A 23,327-nucleotide genomic window follows, 5' to 3' on the forward strand; every position below is an offset into this window, starting at 1 on the left:
ATTTAACATGGAACTTAAAAGCATTGTTTCTAAGCTTGCGATGATTAACGTAATGTTGCCACAAGAAAATTTATTGGTAGGTGGCCAACCTACCTCAGCAGATTTGTTATTCCTACAAAAAATGGGGATCAGACAAGTTATCAATTTACGTCCAAAAACTGAGCCGCTAGGGTATGATGAGCAAGCGATTTGTCAGCAGTTACAACTGTTTTATCATGTTATACCGGTGACAGACATCACCACATTAACACGAGATAATGCTAAGCAATTATATCAATTACTAGTTGTGAATGAACCTACGTTAGTGCATTGTGCAAGTGGTAATAGAGTAGGGGCACTTATTGCTCTTATGGCATTTTGGTTACAACATTGTAGTGCAGAAGATGCGTATTTTTTAGGGTTACAATCAGGGCTTACAAAGCTTGCTCCTGAGGTGAAAAAGTTACTAGGGTTATCTTCTTGTTAATCTGTCTTCTTATGGGCTTTGTCTAATAATTGATAGGTTTTCTGTTCTAAAATATTCACATTTACAGGTTTAGTAATATAATCATTCATACCTGCAGCTTGACATTTTTCTTGCTCACCTTTCATCGCATTAGCGGTCATCGCCATAATAGGTATTGTTTGGTATCGTTTCCCTGCGTTACCTTGTCGTATCAGAGTCGTGGTGTCGTAACCATTAAGAATTGGCATATTACAGTCCATATAGATGATGGAAAACTGAGATTCATCGTTGGAGTTCTGTAATTGTTCAATGGCATCTTCTCCATGTATAGCCGTACTTACGGTTAAGCCCATACCCTCTAACATATGTTGTGCGACTTTTCGATTAATTCTATTATCATCAACAACAAGTACATGCACAGGTGAAGATATTAATTGTTGCTGATTTAATAATTGCTCTTTGTCATATTTTCGGCGAGTGTCATTAATTTTTTGCTCTTCTCGGTTGCGCTCATGTAATACTGATTCTAAAAAGTCAGCGCGTAATACGGGCGATTCAATAATCGTTGCTTGAGAGCTTATTTTTGAGAGATCATAACGTCCGTTATCAATGATTAACCATTGCGTCAGTGTGTTTTCTTTTAATGTATTCTTAATATCGGCTATGTTGTTGTCAGCTTTTAAAAATGAGGTATCGGTCACTAAGTAATCGATAGTATTTTCTAATAAAAGTTGAGTTATATTACTCGTGATAGGTATTAAAGAGCCGCCACTGAAGTTTATTAATCGTTCAATAATTGAGCATTCAATTGGATCTTCAATGCAAACACAAAAGTACTTACCTTGTAAACGTGTTTTCACTTGTGCATCGAATGACACACACTCTTCAAGCATGATTGTGACCGTAAAGGTACTGCCTTTTCCTAACTGAGAGCTAACGTGGATATCGCCGCCCATTAAATTGGCTATTTGTTTACAGATTGACAGCCCTAAACCTGTACCACCATATTCTTCGGTAATAGTTCTATTGGCTTGAGAAAATTCTTGGAATAAGTGTGTTAATTCATCTTCGGAAATACCAATGCCTGTATCTTCAACCGTGAGATTTAATATCACGGTAGATTCTGTGGTTATGGATTCCGCGGTTATTTTTATATAACCTTCTTTGGTGAATTTTGCTGCGTTACTGACAAGGTTTGAAATGATTTGTTTTAAACGAAATGCATCAAACTTCGCTGATGCGATGGTTAAGTGGCTAGTATCTATATAAAAAGTTAACCCTTTCTCTTTAATGACGATACTCAGGGTAGAAACTAACGACTCAATTACGTCGTGAATTTGATGATGTTGATAATTTAATTCAAGTTTACCTGCTTCGATTTTAGAGATATCTAATATATCATTGACTAATGAACTTAATGTTTCAATGCCATTTTCAGCCATTGAAATATAATCATTTTCATCTTGAGAATGAATGTCACGTTTTAATAATTGGATTGCACCAGTAATTCCGTTTAATGGAGTGCGCATTTCATGGCTAATTGTTGAAATGAATCGGCTTTTAATGTCACTCAACTCTACTGCTTTATCACGGGCAATTTCTAGCTCGCTTGTTCGTAGTTCAACTTCTTTTTCAAGGTTGAATTTTTGTTGTTCTATTAAATTATATGCCTCATTTTCCGCGGTCACATCAGATATTAGTAATGCTAGTTTTGGGGTTTTCTTTTTTACTGTATCGCGAAATAATGGAATTGCTTTGCAATTTAAATACAAGGTGGTATTACCTTGAGTTGCTTTAAGTGTTTGGTGATTTATTGGGGTGCTAGCGGAAAAGTGAGTAAATATTGATGTAATATCTAACGTTAAATGTTCTTTTAGTACACTAGAAATTGCTTTACCTACCAGTTCATTAACCGACGCCCTCATTAGGTTTGATGCTGCTGTGTTGCAACTAATGATGCTATGTTGCTTGTTGAGCACAAAAACCGCTTCATTGGTTGAGTCAATAATTCTTTGCCCTGACTCAAATTGCTTTGCCAGTCGACTGGCTTTATTCGATAGATTATAAAAATATACTAATATTGATAACGCAATGATCACGACAATGAATAAAACAATTATACTTGAGGTAAGCGCTTGCGTTTTTTGTGCATTGATATATTTCTGAGGCAGCATTAAAGCAACTTGTAACGTATTTCCTTTGCCATCAACGGGTAGTTGAAGTTGTTTTAGTATGCCTCTAAATTGCTCTTTGCTTGCTGAAGAACTTATAGATAATGCGTCAGCTTCCTCGTTTTCGAAGATATAATCTTGGTTTAATCGATGTTCAGGGGATAAATCACGCGAATATTTTAATGTACCATCTTCGTGACAAAGGTAGTATCCTTCATCATCCATCACCATTAATTGCTGATGATCAGTGATCAAACCACGTACACTATTAAAAATTTTAGTCACATCAACATTGGCAACGAGCACGCCATATAAGGTTCCTTCATCTTGGTATATTGGAATTGACAATCTAAGCGTTGGAACATGTGGAATTTCAATGGTGTTATTCTCTTTATTTAAAGAAATGCGTGAAAATAACATGTTTTTAGTCGGTGAATTCACAGCCTCTGTAAAGTAATCATGATGGGCTTTGTTTTGAAGAACGTTAGCAGGAACGCTACTTATATTACCTTTCTGGCGGATAACTTTTAAAAATTCATCGCCGTTATTTAAAATAATGCGTAGTTGAAAATACTCATCATAATTTTTTAAAAATCCAATAAATATCTGCTCTAATCGTTTACGCCATAATTCTGTCGTAGAGCCATCTAAAGCATCAATGTCATTATTCTTATTAGCTCTAGCTAAGCCTCGTAAAGGGGGGGTAAAATGTAAAAATGACACCTCATTGCTTAAAGATGAGAACTCTGAATTAAGTTCTTCCATGATGTTTTCATGAACTTGATTTATTTCATTTATACTACGCGCTTCAATGTTGGCTGTATTGTTATAGATAAAGCCACTAGCAACAATGATTAAACACAGTAGTAAACTCGCACCGAGATAAAATTTCCACTTTTTGTTCATGAACTTTGAACCATCGTCCCCTCAAGCAAATTTATACTAATTCGCATAAAGATTAAGTCAGCTCAGAGCGATGTCAGAGGTGGTAGAATAAGCGAAACGTGTGCAGGTTATAGTGTTCTACATCAAACACGTTTTGCGCAATAATCGCGCCTCTAACACGCTCCCAAAGGGCGAGTTTAAACGCTTCATAGCCTGTGTTGTTGATTTTGAAAAGGGAATAACCATTCTCTGTAATCAACGCCGTGCCTCTAAAGCGTTTAATTCTCGCTGAATGACCGAATATTTATGCGAATTGGTATTACTCGCTTTACATTGATTGTTAAATTTTTGTTATAACCAAGTATCACTTAGTATAGACATGTTCTTCATTTATAGCCTATTTTTATTCATATGCATGACGTAAATTTAGTGTACAACGCCAAAAAATCAAGCACAGTAGCATCAGCCGAAGCTTATTGAATAATAGATACCCCGTGATCTTTCTTTATCTTGGGTAGTGACTTTTTAATGTTGAATAAAGTTGTTGCTGAAAATTTTCGGCTCCAGCATCTAGTGCACTTACAACACGTGCTAACACTTCGTTGTCTTCTTCGCCGTGCCATATTTTTATATAAGTTCCATCTTTATAGCCATGATCTTGACGGAAAAAGTTTAAGGTGTTTTTTCCAACGTATTGACGAAATAATTCGTTTAGATCCATTGACATTAAACGCATACAATCAGCAAAGGCTGTGGCATCAAATGCTTTATGAGTAACCGCTGCCGACGCTAGGTTTTCTAAAGCAATTTTAAAATCTTGCTCGTCGGTAGGCTGTGCAAGTTGCTTTACTAACTCATCGGTTATTTGTTCAACAGGTGAACCTGTCATTAAACGTAAACTTAAACCAAAATGAAAAATATCAACGAGTTCAAGCTGTACTTGTGCAACGTCTATTTCTTGATGTTTCCACCATTTCCAACCATGATGATCCAACATTTCAGCACATTCTACCCAGATTGCTCTATACCATTCGTAGCCATTAGCACGCCATGTTTCACTGACTCGGGTGTTCATTGCGTCTTGTAATGTTAGCATTTGTTGAATTTGAGAGTGAGCAATACTGTGTTTTGTCATGTTTTTTCCAATTAATCAGACGTCATTACGTATAGTTTGCCGTAGAGGTTTCGTTGGCACAAGTAAAGAATGCTTACTGGGCGCTAAACAGTTTTTTCTTGGCGATAACACGGTAGTCTTTCGGAGTAGTAGCCATGTTCTTTTTAAATAAGCGGGTAAAATGGCTTTGGTCTTGATAGCCAACATGAAAAGCGACCTCTTGTATCGATAAGTTAGTCGAAGTTAATAACTCTTTTGCTGCTTCTAATTTTAACTGTTGCCAATATTTATAAGCACTTATTCCGTTTGCTTGTTTAAACCTTCGTGTAAGCGATCTTACACTTATATCAAACTGTTCTGCGATCGATTCAAGAGAAGTTTCAGCACTTAAGTTTGTTTGCATCCAAAATTGTATTTGACTGATAAGTTCATCACTATGGCGATCGGCTGCCCCCTCTAAATAACGTTGCTCTTCATATGGCTTTCTAATTTCGTGAGAAAAGTTGCGTTCCACTGTTTGCGCTGCAACTTTGCCATAAATTTGCGCAATGATATGTACAATAATATCTGCGAGGGCATTTAAGCTGGCTGCACAGTAGATACGATCAGATTGAGTAATAAAAAAATCAGGTTTAAGGTCAACTTGTGGATAATCTCGTTTAAATTGGTCTACGTAGTGCCAATGTGTGGTGGCTGGCCTTGAATGTAAAATACCTGCCTCTGCCATAAAACATACGCCTGTTCCACCACCAATAACGGTACTTCCTTGATGCCAAATTTTATCTAACCAATTAATCAGTTTAGGTAGGCGTTTAAGTAGCGGTCTTGGATTTCGCCATAAACTTGGAATGAAAGCAAAGTCAGGTTGAGTCGCTTTGGCTACTTCAACGTCAGGCAATAATCTAATGAGTGCTCGAGTGGTGACAGGTTTTAAATGTTCGGCGACCATTTCAATGATTAATTTCGGCGCATTTTTATTTTGTTGTAACCCCGCGGCTTCACCAGCACGCAGCATTTCAACGGGTAAGCTTACACTTGTTGCCAACATATGATCGTACAAGATCAAGGCAACTTGTACTTTTTTACGTTTTAATGACGAGTTTTGTTTCATTTGGCTATATTGACATAAATTTTGGCCGAATATAACAATTAAAACAATTCGATTCTAAATACACTTAATACATTAATCGTATTATCTGTATTTAGAAGAGGCATGACATGACAGCATTACCGGTAATTGTTGGTATGGGCGGCATAAACGCCGCTGGCCGTACTTCGTTTCATCAAGGCTTTCGACGTATTATTTTAGATAAATTATCGGAAGAAGCACGGCAAGAAACGTTTGTTGGCTTGGCAACATTAATGAACTTAGTGTCATTTAAAGATGGCCTTTATGTTGATCATTTAGGTGAGGCCATAGCTAGTAATAGTATTGAGGCCCGTTATGGTGAGAAAATTTTAGCAGGTACTTTGATCCGTAAAATCGAATCAAATCATTTTGATCCTGATGCAACACCATGGCAGCAAAAAATTGCTTTACAGGCCGAAAGTAATGGTTTGGTTTTTACCGCTAAAAAACGTGATTTGCCTAGACCATTACCAAGTACATGGCAAGTGAGTGAACTTGACGAAAAAAACGTAAAAGTATTCATTGAGGGCACGCTTGAAGTAAAGCACGACTCAACGCGCGATAACCCAATAAAGGCTGCAGGTCAATTTCCTACCGGTTTTAATCCTGCCGTATTATATAATAGCCGCTATCAACCCAGAGGGCTACAAGCGACGATATTTGGTGCAGCTGATGCTATTCATTCAACGGGTTATAGTTGGCCTGAGTTAGCAAAACACGTAAGCCCAGATGAAATCGGAACATATTCTGCTTCTGTTTTTGGCCAAATGCAGGCCGAAGGTTTAGGCGGTATGACACAAAACCGATTGAAAGGCGAAAGGGTGTCAACTAAAAACCTTGCACTTGGTTTAAATACGATGTCTACCGACTTTATCAATGCGTATGTTACAGGAAGCGTGGGTACGACGTTTACTTCTACTGGTGCTTGTGCCACATTTTTGTATAACTTGAAAGCAGCGGTCAATGACATTCAATCGGGTCGTATTCGGTTAGCTATTGTGGGTAGTAATGACTGTGCGCTGACGCCTGAAGTTATTGAAGGTTTCGGTAACATGAGTGCACTTGCCAACGAAGAAGGCTTGAAAAAGCTTGATGGTATTATTGAAGGTGAAGCAAACCATCGTAGAACCAGCAGACCTTTTGGTGAGAACTGTGGCTTTACCATTGGTGAAGCTGCGCAATTTCTTGTTCTTATGGATGATAAATTAGCGTTAGAACTTGGCACTAAAGTTTTAGGCTCAGTTGCAGACGTTTATACAAACGCTGATGGTATTAAAAAGTCGATCACAGCACCAGGCCCTGGTAATTATATTACTATGGCGAAATCTGTCGCGTTGGCAACAAGCATCGTAGGTGAAGAAGCGGTTCAACAACGAAGCTTTATTTTAGCGCATGGATCAAGCACTCCGCAAAATAGGGTGACTGAATCACTTATTTATCATCGTATTGCTGAGTCATTTAATATTAACCAGTGGCCGGTAGCAGCACCCAAAGCGTATTTAGGCCATACTATTGGCCCAGCAAGTGGCGACCAAGTAGCTTGGGCGTTAGGTGTGTTTGAATATAATATTATGCCAGGCATTACGACTATCGATTCGGTGGCGGATGATGTGCATGATGAAAGATTAAACATATCGACTGAGCATTGGCAGTGTGATGACATGGATGTAGCGTTTATTAACTCTAAGGGGTTTGGCGGTAACAATGCAACGGCAACACTACTCTCTCCTAAAGTGACTCTGTCTATGATGGAAAAGCGCTATGGTAGTGAAGCGCTAACAACTTATTATGATAAACTTGTTCGTGTTGAGCAGGCGCGTGAGCAATACCAAGCGAAAGCAGATAAAGGTCAGTTTGAATTGATTTATAAATTCGGTGACGGTGTACTATCAGACGATGATATTAGTATTTCACAAGATGAAATTGCAATGTCGGGTATGGCTCAGACAATTTCATTGCCAAAAGCTAACCCATTTAGTGACATGGTGTAATAACCCGTCAATAAAGCTTTCTAGTATTAAGGTCAGTGAAATACTGGCCTTTTTTCTGTATTAAGTTTGGGGGTTAAGAAGCGGCGTCATCGTTTTCTATTTCTTCACTGGTATCTGTTGGTAACGTTTCTAGCGTATACCGCCCATGCACTATCGCTCTTTCTGATTCGGGTGCTATCTCACCTAAGGGCAACATAGCAGGCCCAGTTGGTTCGGCTAATATATAAGTTGTCCCTTGTTCTGTGAGGGTTTTATCATTGCCTTGTGGAGTGTCATCAATACCTATTAAGGCATGATTATCAATAAAAATGAGTACCATTTTCACTCTAGGCATTAACATACGGAGCATAGCTGCTACGAGCGTTACTTTACTGTCACAGTCTCCTTGATTTTCATAAAGCAGTTTTAGCGGTGGATTAAAACCAGCACCTGAAGAGGTGATACGCGATTCTAGCGTGGCATAAGGAATGCTTTGTACAAAACTAATGACAAAATTAGTCACCCGTCTTATATTTTTGATTGATGACTTAGCCATAATTGTTGGCTTTAAAGGCTTGAAATCTACTACTGATTCCTGCGCAATTCTGCTGTGATCGGGTTTTATCGCAAGTATATTGTCTGGCGTATAAAACTCTTGGTAATAGGTTTTCTGTAGATATTCAGCAAAAAAGCTTTTTTGTAAGGTAGCAATTTTCTGTTCTGCTGCTTTTATTGCTGACGCGCTTTGACCTTTTATTTCTGCAGTTACGTTACTACCTTGCCGATTAAAGCGAATATAAACATCTGAAATTGGCTGTTTTCTAAGGTGTTTTCGTAAACTGTTGTTGACAAACTCTTGAGCACGTTCAGGTTTATAAGTGTTAAAACTTCTATACTTATCAAAAACTTGCTTTTTTTTAAACTGAAAGTTTAGCGTCTGCGAAATATTGTTATGATCAAGCCATTCAACATGAAAATTTACCTGATCTTGCTGTTGTTTTTTACTGAAATTGAGTTGTTCAGCATGACTGTATGCGCCGAACAGTAGTGAAAAATAAAGTAAAAAACCATTAACGGCTTTGGATTGTTGCATTTGTTCACTTAATTGCAATTTCATGTCTTATACTCACTTTAAGCAAGCTAAAGCAATTCGACAAGTTATTTGCGTTGCTATGCTTTACATTCTCAATAGTTTCGTTATATTCAAACGAGTGTTTGAATTAATTGTTTGAAATGAGGTTGCCGTATGGCTGAATATCACGCACCGCTAAAAGATATGAATTACTTATTATGGGATGTTTTTGCTGTTGATAAGGTTTGGTCAACATTACCCAAGCTAGCTGAGCATGTTGATAAAGAAACATCTCAAGCTATTTTATCTGAATGTGGGAAAATTGCTGAGCAAGTAATTGCACCAATTTCTCGAGAAGGAGATGAAGTAGGCGTTAGTTTTGACGGTGGCAAAGTGACAACCGCCCCAGGATATAAAGAAGCGTTTCAAACTTATGTAGAAGGAGGCTGGAGTGCGCTAGGCGGTGACGTTGAATACGGCGGTATGGGCATGCCTAAGGCAATCACTTCATTACATGAAGAAATGTTATGTTCAGCAGATATTTCCTTTTCACTATATCCCGGTTTGACTGCCGGTGCTGCACTTTCTTTGGCTAAACACGGCAGTGATGAGTTAAAAGAGCGTTATTTAACTAGGCTATATGCTGGCGATTGGACCGCATCAATGTGTTTAACCGAAGCACATGCGGGTACTGATTTAGGCATGATCAGAACGAAAGCTGAGCCTCAAAAAGACGGCAGTTATAAAATTACCGGTAATAAAATTTTCATCACGGCAGGGGAGCATGATCTTACCGATAATATCCTTCACTTAGTGTTGGCAAAATTACCTGATGCACCCGCTGGCCCTAAAGGCATATCTTTATTTGTAGTGCCTAAGTATCAAGTAAACGATGATGAAAGTTTAGGTGATTTTAACCACGTAAGTTGTGGCTCAATAGAGCATAAAATGGGAATACATGCCTCAGCTACTTGTGTTATTAATTTTGATGGTGCCACTGGCTTTTTAGTGGGTGAAGTTAATAAAGGACTTGCCTGCATGTTCACCATGATGAATTTTGAGCGTATTGGTGTTGGTATACAAGGCTTAGGAGCAAGTGTTCGATCTTATCAAAACGCATTGGAATATGCCCAAGACCGTTTACAGAGTCGTTCACTTTCTGGAGCGAAAACGCCAGATAAACCTGCTGACTCTATCATGGTTCATGGCGATGTACGTCGTATGTTACTTAACATGAAAGCGCTTAATGAAGGTTCGCGGGCTTTATCACTTTATATCGCTAATCAACTTGATATTGCAACTTACGGTGAAGGTGAAGCGCAAAAGTCAGCAGAAGCCATCGCTGCATTGATGACACCAGTTGCTAAAGCCTTTTTTACTGACATTGGATTTGATAATACGGTTGCAGGTCAACAGATATTCGGTGGTCATGGCTATATACGTGAATGGGGGCAAGAGCAACTTGTGCGGGATACACGCATTGCGCAAATTTATGAAGGAACCAACGGCATTCAAGCGATGGATTTGCTGGCGCGAAAAGTGGCAGCGAGTAAAGGTGAACTGTTAACAGGTTTATTAACCGAAATTAAACAGTTTATGGCGAATACTTCGAACAGCCAAATGGACGAATTTGTCAAACCATTAGCTGACGCTGTTGATGATTTAGAAAAAACAACTGAATTTGTTTTATCTCAAGCAAGTCATGATGCTGAAATATTGGGAACAGCAGCCAATGATTACTTACACCTTGTTGGCTATACTGCCATGGCATTTGTATGGTGTAAGATGGCTGACGTTAGTATAAATAACGAAGCGGAAGACCCAAACTTTCATCAAAGTAAAATACATACAGCCCGATATTATTTCACTCGTTTATTACCGAGACGATTGTCGCTCATTGAAACGATTAAAGCAGGTTCATCACCAATGTTTGATATGCCCGATGAATTGTTTTAAATAGTAAATGCAGATCATCGATTTTATCTAAACCCGCTTTTATGCGGGTTTATTATTTGGAGTATACGGGAATAATGATTAGTATGTATTTTATCAGCAGAAAATCAATAAAAGGACAGCGAATGAAATTATTAGGGTCTACTACATCACCCTTTGTAAGAAGGTTACGTGTTTATTTAACTGAGAAAGAATACGAATTTGTAAACTTAGACATTTTCGCGGAACAAGATAGAGCGTTACTAACGATAAACAATCCAACGAAAAAAATACCTGCATTGATTGATGGTGAGTTATGTATCTATGATTCTCGCGTGATCTATCGCTATTTAGCTAATAAATTTTCTCAAGATGCATTGTCTTGGCAGCAGGAAAATTTATTAACTTTAATTGATTCAGTTAATGATGCGCTGGTGTCTATGTTGCTGTTAAAGCGCTCTAAAGTTGATACTCAGCAAGACGCACTGTTTTTTAACTTACAACGAGAACGAACGGAATCTGTTTTGACTACCTTAGATAAAGCAGTTGCTGATGGTCAATTTAACAACTGGCATTATCCAGCAATCTGCCTATGGTGTTTGCTTGATTGGGTTGACTTCAGAGAATTAGCAGAATGGCGGAGTTACGACCAGCTCGTGCAATTTTTCGAACAAAATAGCACACGAGCTATATTAGCAAAAACAGATCCAAGAGTTTGAAACCTGTTATAACATCGCTCTACAGGGAACAAACTAAAATGAATATCGAGTACTAATAAGTGCCATTTGCGTATTATTGTGTTTTATCAGCGGGCTGCTTGAAAGCGTTTCGTCTAAATTAGTGGTGCTTAGCATGCCAAGTAGCTGCCAATCTTTGGAAATTGAATAGGTTGTAACAATACCTAAGGTGTAATTCTTCGCTCTGGATGTATCATTAGCGGTGTTTAAAAATAGGTATTCTGGCGCACCAAAATAATGCCTAATTTGGTTTTCGCCCAAAGACTCTATTTGAGCGGTCAATGCGACATTTAAGTTTTCATAGGAGGCAATGTTATAAGCCCCCTGTAAAAAGATTGCCGTTGAATCAGCAGATATTGTTTGTTGATTGATAATCGTTGTTTCTGCGCTAAAGCGGCCATGTGTATAGGCAGCATTTACACCATGTTTGGTTTCATGAAGTTGAAAGTCATGTTCAATATCGCCTGCGTTTATGTACGAATTGTTAATGTGATCAAACCAATAATTACCGGCCTGTCTTTTTTGAGCGTTCCAAGCGAGAGTTCTCGGACGAATTTGTTGATGTATTTGCTGGTTTTCAAGCGGTGGAAGTAGCCCAAGCGATTCAGCACTATGCGTTGCTAAGCCGTGTGGGATATCAAGCGCATCTCGTCCCCACTGTTGTGACAACTGTGGAGCAGTTTGCTTTTTTTTAATCGTGTCTTGACTCACGTTATTGTTAGCAAATGCAGTAACGCTTAGTAACATAGTGATTAAAAGTATCAGTTTCATTGACGACCCTTGTGTTTCGGTGGCGTAAAATTTTGATTCGAAATACAGAACTAATTTTTACTACGCTACATTCTTAACTATAGCGTGAGTGAATAAAAAAGTGAGTTTTTTGAAAATAAAATTTATCAAGATTTAATTAACGTTCTGTTTTTATAAGTAAAAAACCTCGTATTTTTTTCGTTAACAATTTCGAATCTGGTTGATGTATAATTGCCGCAAGTTTCGTTATGAGAATGACAGTTGTTAGCATTTATTCGTATTATTTTACTCGCCATTGCGATTGTAGTTATTGCCTCTTTATCGATATTAATGTGTTTGTTCAGACCTTTTCATCGTAATAATGTTTATCGCACCGCCCAATGGATGGCTAAAGTTGCTTATATCGTGGGTGTGAAAATTGAGGTGAGGGTGCCTGCATCAATATCACCCAATTGCTCTTATGTATATATAGGTAACCATCAAAATAGCTATGATCTTTTCACTATTAGTAAAGCAGTATTACCTAATACGGTTAGTGTCGGTAAGAAAAGCTTAGTTTGGATCCCCTTTTTTGGTCAAATGTATTGGTTAACAGGTAATATTCTCATCGATAGAAACAACAAGAATAAAGCGTCAAATACGATTACAGCAACAGTAGAAAAAATTAAGCGTAAAGGTATTTCTGTGTGGCTTTTTCCAGAAGGCACAAGAAGCTACGGTAGAGGAATTCTTCCTTTTAAAACAGGAGCATTTAGAACTGCCTTACAAGCAGGTTCAGCAATAGTACCTTGTGTGTGTAGTAATTCTAGTGATATCCGGCTTAATCGTTGGAATAACGGCAAGCTGATTATCGAGTACATGGACCCTATTCCGACAGTAGGGTTAACCATTGAAGATATTAGAAAGCTAGCAAATCAAACACGAGAACAAATGACGATTAAATTTGAACAACTTTCCCAAGAGGCTAACGCATGAATGATCAAGCACTAATTGAATTATACGAACACACAGAGTCTCTTGTGGAAGCGCTACTCACTGATGGTTCTAATGAAGACGTTCACCACACGATTGAACATCACTTTTCAAGTGCTAGCTTTGAGCAACTTGAAAAAGCTGCGATAGCTGCATTTAAGTTAGGGCTAGAGGTAGAAGAACCTGAAGAAGCTGAGTTGGAAAGTGGCGAAAAAGTCTTTGCTTTTGATATTGTAACAGAACAACCTCTTGAAATAGATATCTTAAAAGATGAAACAAAGTTCATGTTTGAGTTGGCGAAACAGAATGAAGTTGATTATGATGGTTGGGGAACATACTTCGAAGAATAATAAATTAAAAGGTTTTCACTCATGGACTGGCTAGATAAAATACTCCGAGCAGATGTATTAGCGTTATTAATCCCTATTTTTGCCATTGTAGGTGCATTTAGTGTGGCGGCATTAAAGGCACATCATCGTCATCAAGAACGAATTGAAAAAATTAAACAAGGTATTGACCCCGATAGCTAACTACAGGGAGATACTGGTAGGGTTAGTCGTTGTTTAGGTTATGTTTGACGTCGAGTCTCTTACAATAAGTTGCGGTGTGTAGTGGGTGACAATAGATTTAGCTTGTTGCTTTCTTGATTTGGCAATTAATAGCTTTGCTGCATCTTCCGCAATTTTAGGGTTAGGCTGATGAGCCGTTGTTAGTCTAGGCCAGGTTTGTCGGGAAAACGGACTGTTTTCAAAGCCGGCTATAGATAATTGTTCAGGAATATTTATACCAAGTAAGCGAGCTGCAAATAGTGCACCTGCCGCAATTTCATCATTACAGCAAAAAATAGCGCTAGGTTTATTTTCTTTTGCCATTAATTGTTTGGCGCCTTGAACACCCGACTCAAAAGAATATTCACCATTGACAATAAATTGCGTATCTAATTCGATGCCGTTATCTTTTAATGCTTTTTTATAACCTCTTAAACGTTCTACAGTAGACATATGCTCAGCTTCACCGGCAATAAAAGCAATGTTTTTATGACCAAGGTCTACTAAATGTTGCGTAATACTTAACGCTGCTTCATGATCATTTACCATAATGCATGGTGCTATATCGTCAGGGGCAATATCTCCAGACATGATGCGAACAACCTCAATATCGAGCGTCAGAATATGTTCAACAAATTCTGGCATTTCTGAAAAAGGAGGTGTTAGTACTAAACCCGCGATGCGCGAGTGCTTGATCATATTGGTAATTTCTTCAAGAAGGTTTTCAGATTTTGCTCTGCAAGGATGAATTAATAATTCAAACCCTTGTTTCTTGCAGGCTTCTAAAATACCGTTCTGCATATCAATAACATAATATGCGTTCGGGTTATCATAAATAAAAGCGATGCTATATGATTTCGTTCCTGCAAGGTTGCGGGCGGCTAAATTAGGTTGATAATTTAGCGATTTTACTGCCGTCATTACCTTTTCGCGTGTAGGTTGGCGTACAGAAGGCTCGTTATTTATCACTCGAGATACTGTTTTTATTGATACACCTGCCGCTTTAGCAACGTCAGTGATTGTTGTTTTCATCTAAAATACAGCCTTGTTTGTAATAGTTATAATTAATCGCGTAAAGTGCAGATGCGTAAGAATATGTATTTATACTGTATGCAGCAAGTTTTTATTCATAAGTTTTATCAACAGCAATAAGTCATTAATACGTTCGAGCCTGACAGCGTTGTCACAAATCAACATCAATCTTTAAAATAAGTGAAGGCGCAGCGTAAAGTCAAGGTCAAAATTTATACAAGTCGCAATGAGTAAACCGATTAATTTAGTGACATTTAGTGCTGATGACATACAAATTATTAGGGCCTGTTGCTTTGCTTATTACCATAACCCGAGATAAATTTTAATGGGTGACCAAAACGCTTTTGTGCCATTCATTAACATTAACCAATATTAACGTTCCATTAACATTGGTTTGTTGAAAAAGCTCTTTACTATGCATAAAAATGTATTTTTATTCATTAATATCTTATAACTAAGCGATAAAGTGTAAAAATTTAACTAAAATCGTTTGTTTTTTAATTAATACTTAAAAATAATTTAAACTTAAAGCTTATACTAAACAACAAGTTAGTTGTAATTATTTGATAATTTCACGATCAAGTATAGCCATAGTTGAAAATTTTGTGTATGGTTTTACGTAACCTATGACAACGCTGTCATCAAAATAAAAGACAGCGCTGTCTTTAACAAGGTTAGATAAACATAACTAAACATATTTATAAAAAACGTGTGTAAGGGAAAGTCGATGTCATCTAAAACATTTAAAAAAGGCGTGTTAGCGAGCTCAATCGCTATGGTGCTTGCTGGTGGTGCTGCACCATTAGCAATGGCTGAGCAAGGCGCTGATAAAGAAGTTGAAGTAATTGAAGTGACGGGTATCCGTGGCTCAACAAAAGCAAGTATTAACGGCAAGCGTTTTGCTGATTCGCAAGTAGACGGTATTGCCGCTGAAGATATTGGTAAGTTACCTGATGTAACCATTACTGATTCACTACAACGTATCACTGGTGTGCAAATTGAACGCGTTGCGGGCGAAGGTGGTGCGGTGCAAATTCGTGGTCTACCTCAAATTGATACCACCATGAACGGTGAAACCTTTTTATCTGCAACCACTATTGATACCTCAGGCGCTGATTTAGGTGATTTACCTGCGCAACTTTTTGGCGGTGTTGATGTGTACAAGTCAGCAACAGCTGATAACACAGCCCAAGGTATTGCGGGTGCAATTGATTTAAAAACTCGTCGTCCGTTTGATATGGATGAAGGGTGGACTTTTGTTGGTGGTGCTGAAGCGGCACGTGGTTCAATTACCAAAGAAACTGACCCAACGTTACATGGCTTAGCGGCATATAATGACGGTAAAATTGGTTTCTTAATTTCAGCAGTCACTCAAGATGTAACCCTTGCAACCGATTATAACGGTCATAACGATACCTCTGAAAACGGTGGTTTAGGCTGGACATCAAACAACTATGCGTGGAGTACTCCAGCAGAAGGCGCTGAATATCGCAACATTGTGCCACACGGTTTTACTGCGTTTAACAAAACAGAAGAGCGTGAGCGTGATGCTGTTCAAGCGTCATTGCAAGTTGATTTAGGTGAAGGTTTTACCTTAACCGCGGATTATTTCTATACGAACCAAGACCGTTTTAATGCACGCTCTGGCTTTAACACCAATAACCGTTGGCAAACCTTCGCACAGTATGCGTTTGCAACCAACTATACCGGTGATTCATACACCGATGGTGACGGTAATGAATGGCGTGGTGTTGATGCGTTTAAGATGCGTCCATACCGTATGCAATCATTCACACAAGTGAATGTTAATGAAGAAAAATCACGTAACTTTAACTTACAGTTAGATTATGACAATGGCGGTGCGTTAACCGGTCAAGTACGTTTCACTGATGCTACTGCGACAGCAAAAATGCGTCATGCCTACGGCGAAGGCGATATCATGAGTATCGATGAAGGTGCGTTGGTATTAGGCCCAGGTGGCTTTACCTCGGCTGAACACTGTACTAACGGTGAAGAAATCGTTGGCTCAGAAGGCGGTTGTTACGGCCAGTACTCACAAGGTATTGAAACGGGCGACTTCTTCTTAACCCATGATGCCAGTGGCGAGTTTCCAACGTTTGGTGGTTTTGACCAAGTGGTTGCTGGTGGTCAAGGTGATATGTCGGTTGCGGATTACATGGCAAGTTTAGATTCATATCATGTGGGTGCGTTTTCATCAGAAGGTAACACCGATGATGAAGCGGATTTACGTACCTTTAGCACAAAGTGGAATTACGCGTTAGAAGATAACGATGTGATCACCAGTGTTGATTTTGGTATTCGTTATTCACAACGTGATGTAGACCATGACCAATTTACCTATACTTCAGACTTTGGTAATGGTTGTGATATTGCGCAATGGAAAGCCGTTGACCAAAACTTAGACAGAAGTACGAGTAATGCGCCTGATAATGCCTGTTATGGTATGGCTGGTACCGGTGAATATACGGCAGCAGAGCAAGGTAACTTTGCTTATAACGCAGAAACAGGTGAATACGAAGAAACTTCTCACTATCAGTATGATGAAAATACGGGTGAGAGAATGTATGTACCGAAAGTTGATGGAAATGGTGACCCAATCTATGGTGACTTTACATGGACACCATACACACTTTTACCACCAACACGTCTAGACGACCATACAACGGTTTCATGGCAAACAGACTTTGGTAACGTAAAAGGTATTCCAGGCGTTTGGGTGATTGACCCAAGTAACTTCCGTGACCCACGTCAATGGCATAAAGACACGTTTGGTAATGTACAACGTACTGAAAATGGCGGTGCTACGTATGATGTAGGTTTAGATGAGTTATCTTACTTCTTACAAGCGAACTTTGAGTACGGTAACCTATCAGGTAACGTTGGTTTGAAAGTCATTGAGACCACATTATTTGTGAAGCAAAACCTTATTGGTGGTAACTTACCGCATTCAGGTTTAGGGCCAGATATTGGTGATGAAGTTACAGAGCGTAAGTATAAAGACGAGCTACCGTCAATTAACTTAGCATACCAAGCAACAGATGACGTGGTATTACGTGCTGCATTTTCTGAGAACATGCAAGCGTTGAATCTGGACCAATGGGGTGCAGGTAAGAACGTTGGTATGGTGTTCAACAATAGTTGTGGCTGTATGCGAGTACAAACAGTGACGTTAAACGGTAACCCGGCGTTAAACCCATGGCGCTCAGAGAACTGGTCATTATCAGCTGAGTGGTATGCTGGTGAAGCGTCAATGTTCTTCGCCTCAGCATTTGGTATCGATATTGCTGAATTTACTGAAAGAAAAACAGAGCAACGTAGCGAAGAGCCGGATAGTGATGGTGTGATCCGTGGTCCACACCCAACAACCTTTACGGCACAATCTGAAGGTGGTGAAGTCGCTGGTTTTGAATTAGGCGCGAAAGTCGCGTTAAGTGACTTCTTAGGTGAAGACAGCATTCTTAAAAATGTTGGTTTTGACGTTAACTACACGTATACCGATTCAAAACAAGAAGCGAAAGACGCACTTGGTGATGACTTACCGTTCCAAGGGATGTCAAAAGATACCTACAACGCGGTTGTATGGTATGAAAACGATACATTCTCAGCGCGTTTAGCGTGGAACTCACGTAGCCCACGTTTAATGACAGCGGGTAGTGCAGGAACAGGTGGACAATCGTTATACCAAGACGATTACTCACAGGTAGACTTTAATGCCACGTATAACTTCAGTGAAGACATTAGCTTTTATCTGAATGGTTCAAACATTACTGAAGAGTATCAGCAAGCTTATATTGAGTTTGAAAAGCAAAAAGCTTTCCAAAACGTTTATGAAGCACGTTGGACTGTAGGTACACGCGTTAAGTTCTAATCGAACAACTCTGGACTGAATCAAAAACCGTCGCTTATGCGGCGGTTTTTTTATCTATATCATGTAAAACACGATATAAAAATATTGAGCTTAATCAAATAAGCGCTAAATGATGTTAATTTCTATATTACTGCGTGCTAGGGTAGTACTCAGTCATATAGAAATTTGTAGGGCAGTCTGTGCTGTGTAAGTAGGTAATTGGATGAAAGAACAAAAAAAACACGTTAATTCAATTGTTATTGTTGGTGGTGGAACTGCAGGCTGGATGACGGCAGCAGCCTTGAGTCATCATTTTACCAATAAAAATGTCAGTATAACTTTAGTAGAATCCTCACAAATAGGAACCATTGGCGTTGGTGAAGCAACAATTCCGACACTGAGGCGTTTTTATCGTAAGTTAGGCTTGTCAGATCTTGATGTGTTAAAAGCTACGGCAGCAACATGCAAATTAGGTATTGAGTTTCAAGATTGGCATAAACTAGCTGGTTCGTTTATTCATCCGTTCGGCCTTTATGGACAAGGGACGAAAGAGGTTGATTTTCATCATTATTGGATGCGTCAAAAGCAAACCGATAATGCATCACCTTTGGCAGACTTTTCCTTAGGTGTTCAGCTCGCCAAAGAGAATAAATTTACTTTACCAAACACTAAGCCTGAAAGCCAACTTGAAATATTTGACTGGGCTTTACACTTTGATGCTGCTTTATTTGCAAAACTAATGAGGGAATATTCCGAAAACAATGGAACAACCTTAGTTGATGGAAAAATTGTTGATGTTATTACAAGTGAGGAAAGTGGTGTTATAAAACAAGTTGTATTAGAAAATAATACGACGGTTGAAGGCGATCTTTTCATTGATTGTTCGGGGTTTAAAGGGTTACTCATCGACAAAGCATTAAAAGTTGGTTATCAAGATTGGAGTGAATGGTTGTTTTGTGATCGCGCTGTTGCTGTGCAGAGCGAGTCAACATCAGCGCCTAGTGCACGCACAGTCTCTAAGGCACATCAGGCAGGTTGGCAATGGAAGATTCCTTTACAGCATCGACAAGGAAATGGACATGTTTATGCGAGTAACTATATTGACGACCAATCTGCCCTTGATACGCTATTAGCAAATATCGACGGTAAACTATTGCACGACCCTCGTTCTTTTACTTTTACCCCCGGGCGACGCGAAAAAGCGTGGCATAAAAACTGTGTGGCTATTGGGCTTTCTTCCGGCTTCTTAGAACCTCTTGAATCTACTAGTATTGCCTTGGTTGAAACAGCGATAGAAAAGCTCATTCCATCATTAGATGCACTGAACTATGACTCAGATACCGTTGAACAGTTTAATCAAAAAACAGTGTTGGAATATGAACGAGTGCGAGATTTCCTAATTTTACATTACCAATCAACACAACGAACTGATTCGCCATTTTGGCGTGATTGTCAACAAATGAAGTTGCCAGAAACGTTACAAGAAAAGGTTGATATTTATAAACAGACTGGCGAGATAAAGCCTTATCCATTTGAGATTTTTGGTAAGGATAGTTGGCTGGCTATTTTTGATGGTTTTGAAATTTATCCGCAAAGCTATAATAAAAAGGCAGATAACATGCCGATTGAGTACCTAAATAAGAATTTAGCTTATATGCAACAACGGGTAAGGCAGTCGGCAGATAATGCTTTATCACATGGTGTTTTTTTAAAGAAATATTGCCACTTTGAAGCAAAGATATCGTCTTAATCGTTTTCACTGGAATTAACATGAAAAAAACAGAAAATCCGCTTAATAAAATAGTCATTGTTGGTGGTGGAACCTCCGGGTGGATTGCTGCAGCGACACTTGCTCACGGCTTTAGAAACGCAAACATCAACATAGAATTGGTTGAATCGGAACAAATCGGCACTATTGGTGTGGGTGAAGCAACTATTCCTTCTTTAATGGTGGTGTTAAATAGTTTAGGCATTAGCTTAGATGAATTTGTGAAAGAAACGCAGGGAAGCTTTAAGTTAGGCATTCAGTTTGAGGATTGGCATTCCCAAGGGGAAAATTATTTTCATCCGTTTGGAGGCTTAGGTAAAACGATTGCCGGTTTTGATTTTTTTCAATGTTGGTTAAAGTGTAAAGCCGAGGGGGATTTAACACCATTAATGGCACACTCTCCAGAAGCAGTTTTAGCAGAAAGAGATAAATTTTTTCTACCTTTTAATGTGCAAAATACGCCCTTAGAAAGGGCTTTTTATGCGTTACACTTAGACTCTACTCTGGCGGGAAAATACTTTCGTAATTTTGCTGAAAAGTTGGGCGTAAAACGTACAGAAGGTCTAATTGAAAGCGTTACCCAGTACCAAAATGGCAATATTCAATCGGTAACCTTAGAAAGTGGAAATGAAGTTAAGGGTGATTTTTTTATTGATTGTTCGGGCTTTAGAGGCCTATTAATCGAACAAACATTACATTCAGGCTATGAAGATTGGTCTGAATATTTACCCTGTAATCGAGCGGTTACGGTACAAACAAAAAATATAGGCAGTACTAAACCTTATACTGTTTCTAAGGCACGAGACGCCGGTTGGACATGGCGTATCCCATTGCAACATCGCACAGGAAATGGCTACGTTTTTTGTGATAAATATATTAGTGATGATGAAGCGATAAAAACCTTATTATCTGCGGTAGAAGGAGAGCCATTATCGGAGCCTCGAGTGATTCCCTTTACAACGGGGATCCGTAAAAAAGCTTGGCAGAAAAATTGTTTAGCTCTGGGGTTAGCGCAAGGCTTTATTGAGCCACTAGAGTCAACGGCTATTCACTTAGTGACAAGAACGTTAGCTTATTTTATTAGAATGTTTCCAGATACATCTTGCCAACAAGAATTACAAGATGAGTTTAACCGTCGAGTGAGAGTTGATTATGAGGAAATAAGAGACTTTTTAGTCTTACATTATTGCACCACTTCACGAGAAGATACTGAATTTTGGCGTTGGTGTAAACAAATGCCTATTCCTGAATCACTACAACAAAAAATTGATTTTTTTAAAGCGTCTGGAGGATTAATACCGGGTGTTGAGTCGCTATTTCAACCGTCAAGTTGGTATGCCATATTTAATGGTATGAAGGTGATGCCGACACGCTATAATCCTGCGTTAGATACTTTAGCACCAGAAAAACTCAAAACGATATTGGCTAAAGGCGCGAATGGTTTAATTGAGATTGCCGAAAAACAACCGAGTCACGATCAATTTCTTGAGCAGTATTGTCAAGCACCTTTACCAGGTAATAAGTAATACCATATATGGACTCTCTCCGATTGCAAGATAGTAATTGATAGGGTTTCAAAGTTCATTGCTGCCATATATTCGGCTTTTTTATGAGCGGATTTATCCGCTCTAGCCCTGATGGATATCCGCCCCTATTACCTTATCAATCTCGACGGCTTCTAACAGCCCTTGGTATTATCAGGTTTTAATAGAGCGGCTCTGAACCGTTTTCCGTCAATATCTATCTTTGCAATTTTTGCTTTTGAATGTTATTCCGTTTTATCTGTGATTGTTTGCTTTAAGCAAACTTATAATCTTCTTCCTTAACAACCATAGCCCATGCCATTCTTGCCATCTTATTGGCTAAGGCCACTACCGCTTTATTAAACGGCAGTCGTTCACGTAGACTACTCGCCCACTGACTCACTTTATCGGTTTTATTCCCTGCTTTTACTAATGCAGCCCTGGCACCGTTAATGAGTTGGGTTCGTAAATAAGTATTCCCTCGTTTACTAATGCCTTTTAAGTTTGGGTTGTCTCCCGTTGTATGCTGTTTGGCCACTAAACCAAGCCATGCAGCAACATGACGGCCATTTTTAAACGCTTTTCCATCACCAACTGCGCTATAAAAAGCCGTTGCGATGATAGCGCCTATCCCTGTCATTGTTTTTAATCTTTCGCATACTTTCTTTGTCTTACTAAGTGTACTTAGCTCTTTGTCTAATGCCTTGATTTGCTCATCGAGTCCAGTTAATTCGTCATACAAATTGGATATATGTCTGCGTGATAACACGGTGAGTTTATTCTCTGCATCTTCTAAAATATCAGGTACAGCTTTTCTCACTTGATTTGCCCCTTGAGCGATACTTATACCGTACTCAGCTAATAACCCTCGAGTTTGATTGATTAATGCGGTTCTAAATTTTATTCGTCGTTCTCTGATTCGATGTAAAAGTTGAATATCTTGCTGCTCTACATTTTTTATCGGAACAAAGCGCATATTCACGCGTTGTGATGCTTCAGCTATCGCCTCCGCATCATTAAAGTCATTTTTATTACCTTTTCGATAAGGAACAACATATTGCGGTGCAATGACTTTAACTTCATGACCGTAACTTTTTATAGTTTGCGCCCAGTAATTAGTGGAGCCACAGGCTTCCATAACAACAATCGAAGACTCTAAATTAGCAAAGTACGCTTTAATATTCGCACGTTTCAGCTTTTTCTTTTTGAGCACCTTTCCCATGTTTGATAACCAAACTAAATGAAAAATGTTCTTGGCGATATCTAAACCTATTGTTACTTTATTCATGTGACTCTCTCTACTTTGTTTATGCGAAAACTTACCCCTAACTACTATGGCGCATTATGACGCCGATGGGGAGTGGAGAGAGTCCATTCCATTAATTCGCATAAATATTCGGTCATTCAGCGA

At 38.9% G+C, this 23,327-nt stretch carries 17 protein-coding genes; 10 read left to right on the top strand and 7 right to left on the bottom strand.

All coding sequences use genetic code 11. From position 1 onward, the window contains the following. The first annotated feature begins 7 nt into the window (after window positions 1-7). On the top strand, window positions 8-466 hold the full coding sequence (locus QUE72_RS02030) for a fused DSP-PTPase phosphatase/NAD kinase-like protein (RefSeq protein ID WP_074495150.1): 459 nt from the start codon (window positions 8-10) through the stop codon (window positions 464-466). On the opposite strand, the gene QUE72_RS02035 is transcribed toward QUE72_RS02030, so the two are convergent. The 3 genes from QUE72_RS02035 to QUE72_RS02045 form a co-directional block, all read right to left on the bottom strand. Further along, a complete protein-coding gene (locus QUE72_RS02035) occupies window positions 463-3,522 on the bottom strand; it encodes an ATP-binding protein (RefSeq protein WP_286271191.1) in 3,060 nt (1,019 codons plus the stop codon). The genes QUE72_RS02030 and QUE72_RS02035 overlap by 4 nt on opposite strands. A 484-nt stretch (window positions 3,523-4,006) precedes the next feature. After that, window positions 4,007-4,636 (bottom strand): dUTP diphosphatase, encoded by a 630-nt coding sequence (locus tag QUE72_RS02040; protein WP_074495155.1) that lies wholly within the window; start codon window positions 4,634-4,636, stop codon window positions 4,007-4,009. 73 nt (window positions 4,637-4,709) lie between these two features. Then, window positions 4,710-5,726, bottom strand: coding sequence for a GlxA family transcriptional regulator (locus tag QUE72_RS02045; RefSeq protein ID WP_074495158.1), 1,017 nt, complete (start codon window positions 5,724-5,726; stop codon window positions 4,710-4,712). Between the two features lie 107 nt (window positions 5,727-5,833). Between QUE72_RS02045 and QUE72_RS02050 the strand changes: the two genes are divergently transcribed. Next, window positions 5,834-7,735, top strand: coding sequence for a beta-ketoacyl synthase (locus tag QUE72_RS02050; protein ID WP_286271195.1), 1,902 nt, complete (start codon window positions 5,834-5,836; stop codon window positions 7,733-7,735). 73 nt (window positions 7,736-7,808) lie between these two features. Here the strand turns inward: QUE72_RS02050 and QUE72_RS02055 are convergent, their stop codons facing one another. Then, complete coding sequence (locus QUE72_RS02055) at window positions 7,809-8,831, bottom strand: hypothetical protein (RefSeq protein WP_286271196.1); 1,023 nt, start codon at window positions 8,829-8,831, stop codon at window positions 7,809-7,811. A 129-nt stretch (window positions 8,832-8,960) separates the two neighbouring features. Between QUE72_RS02055 and QUE72_RS02060 the strand changes: the two genes are divergently transcribed. Then, window positions 8,961-10,742: an acyl-CoA dehydrogenase C-terminal domain-containing protein gene (locus QUE72_RS02060; protein WP_286271197.1), complete on the top strand. Its 1,782-nt coding sequence runs from the start codon at window positions 8,961-8,963 to the stop codon at window positions 10,740-10,742. Window positions 10,743-10,864: 122 nt separating this feature from the next. Then, window positions 10,865-11,437, top strand: a complete 573-nt coding sequence (locus tag QUE72_RS02065) for a glutathione S-transferase family protein (RefSeq protein WP_286271200.1) — start codon at window positions 10,865-10,867, stop codon at window positions 11,435-11,437. A gap of 33 nt (window positions 11,438-11,470) precedes the next feature. On the opposite strand, the gene QUE72_RS02070 is transcribed toward QUE72_RS02065, so the two are convergent. Then, window positions 11,471-12,226: a MipA/OmpV family protein gene (locus QUE72_RS02070; protein ID WP_074495173.1), complete on the bottom strand. Its 756-nt coding sequence runs from the start codon at window positions 12,224-12,226 to the stop codon at window positions 11,471-11,473. A gap of 240 nt (window positions 12,227-12,466) precedes the next feature. On the opposite strand from QUE72_RS02070, the gene QUE72_RS02075 reads away from it, so the two are divergent. Genes QUE72_RS02075 through QUE72_RS02085 form a run of 3 tightly spaced genes read left to right on the top strand, consistent with a single transcriptional unit; the run spans window position 12,467 to window position 13,707 of the window. After that, window positions 12,467-13,180: a 1-acylglycerol-3-phosphate O-acyltransferase gene (locus QUE72_RS02075; RefSeq protein ID WP_286271204.1), complete on the top strand. Its 714-nt coding sequence runs from the start codon at window positions 12,467-12,469 to the stop codon at window positions 13,178-13,180. Continuing rightward, a complete protein-coding gene (rraB, locus tag QUE72_RS02080) occupies window positions 13,177-13,527 on the top strand; it encodes a ribonuclease E inhibitor RraB (RefSeq protein WP_286271206.1) in 351 nt (116 codons plus the stop codon). The genes QUE72_RS02075 and rraB overlap by 4 nt, the downstream gene beginning before the upstream one ends. A gap of 21 nt (window positions 13,528-13,548) precedes the next feature. Then, a complete protein-coding gene (locus tag QUE72_RS02085) occupies window positions 13,549-13,707 on the top strand; it encodes a hypothetical protein (protein WP_175573055.1) in 159 nt (52 codons plus the stop codon). Between the two features lie 33 nt (window positions 13,708-13,740). Here the strand turns inward: QUE72_RS02085 and QUE72_RS02090 are convergent, their stop codons facing one another. Next, on the bottom strand, window positions 13,741-14,757 hold the full coding sequence (locus QUE72_RS02090; RefSeq protein WP_286271208.1) for a LacI family DNA-binding transcriptional regulator: 1,017 nt from the start codon (window positions 14,755-14,757) through the stop codon (window positions 13,741-13,743). Window positions 14,758-15,484: 727 nt separating this feature from the next. Between QUE72_RS02090 and QUE72_RS02095 the strand changes: the two genes are divergently transcribed. The 3 genes from QUE72_RS02095 to QUE72_RS02105 all read left to right on the top strand — a co-directional run bounded on the left by QUE72_RS02095 (window position 15,485) and on the right by QUE72_RS02105 (window position 21,919). Further along, window positions 15,485-18,646, top strand: coding sequence for a TonB-dependent receptor domain-containing protein (locus QUE72_RS02095; RefSeq protein ID WP_286271210.1), 3,162 nt, complete (start codon window positions 15,485-15,487; stop codon window positions 18,644-18,646). A gap of 202 nt (window positions 18,647-18,848) precedes the next feature. Then, window positions 18,849-20,375 (top strand): tryptophan halogenase family protein, encoded by a 1,527-nt coding sequence (locus QUE72_RS02100; RefSeq protein ID WP_286271212.1) that lies wholly within the window; start codon window positions 18,849-18,851, stop codon window positions 20,373-20,375. 20 nt (window positions 20,376-20,395) lie between these two features. Beyond that, window positions 20,396-21,919 carry a tryptophan halogenase family protein gene (locus QUE72_RS02105; protein WP_074498796.1) on the top strand — a complete coding sequence of 508 codons (1,524 nt, stop codon included), beginning with the start codon at window positions 20,396-20,398 and terminating at the stop codon, window positions 21,917-21,919. 271 nt (window positions 21,920-22,190) lie between these two features. On the opposite strand, the gene QUE72_RS02110 is transcribed toward QUE72_RS02105, so the two are convergent. Further along, a complete protein-coding gene (locus tag QUE72_RS02110; protein ID WP_286271214.1) occupies window positions 22,191-23,204 on the bottom strand; it encodes an IS110 family RNA-guided transposase in 1,014 nt (337 codons plus the stop codon). Window positions 23,205-23,327: the final 123 nt, after the last annotated feature.

It is taken from the genome of Thalassotalea hakodatensis, assembly GCF_030295995.1.
Taxonomy (GTDB): Bacteria; Pseudomonadota; Gammaproteobacteria; order Enterobacterales; family Alteromonadaceae; genus Thalassotalea_C; species Thalassotalea_C hakodatensis.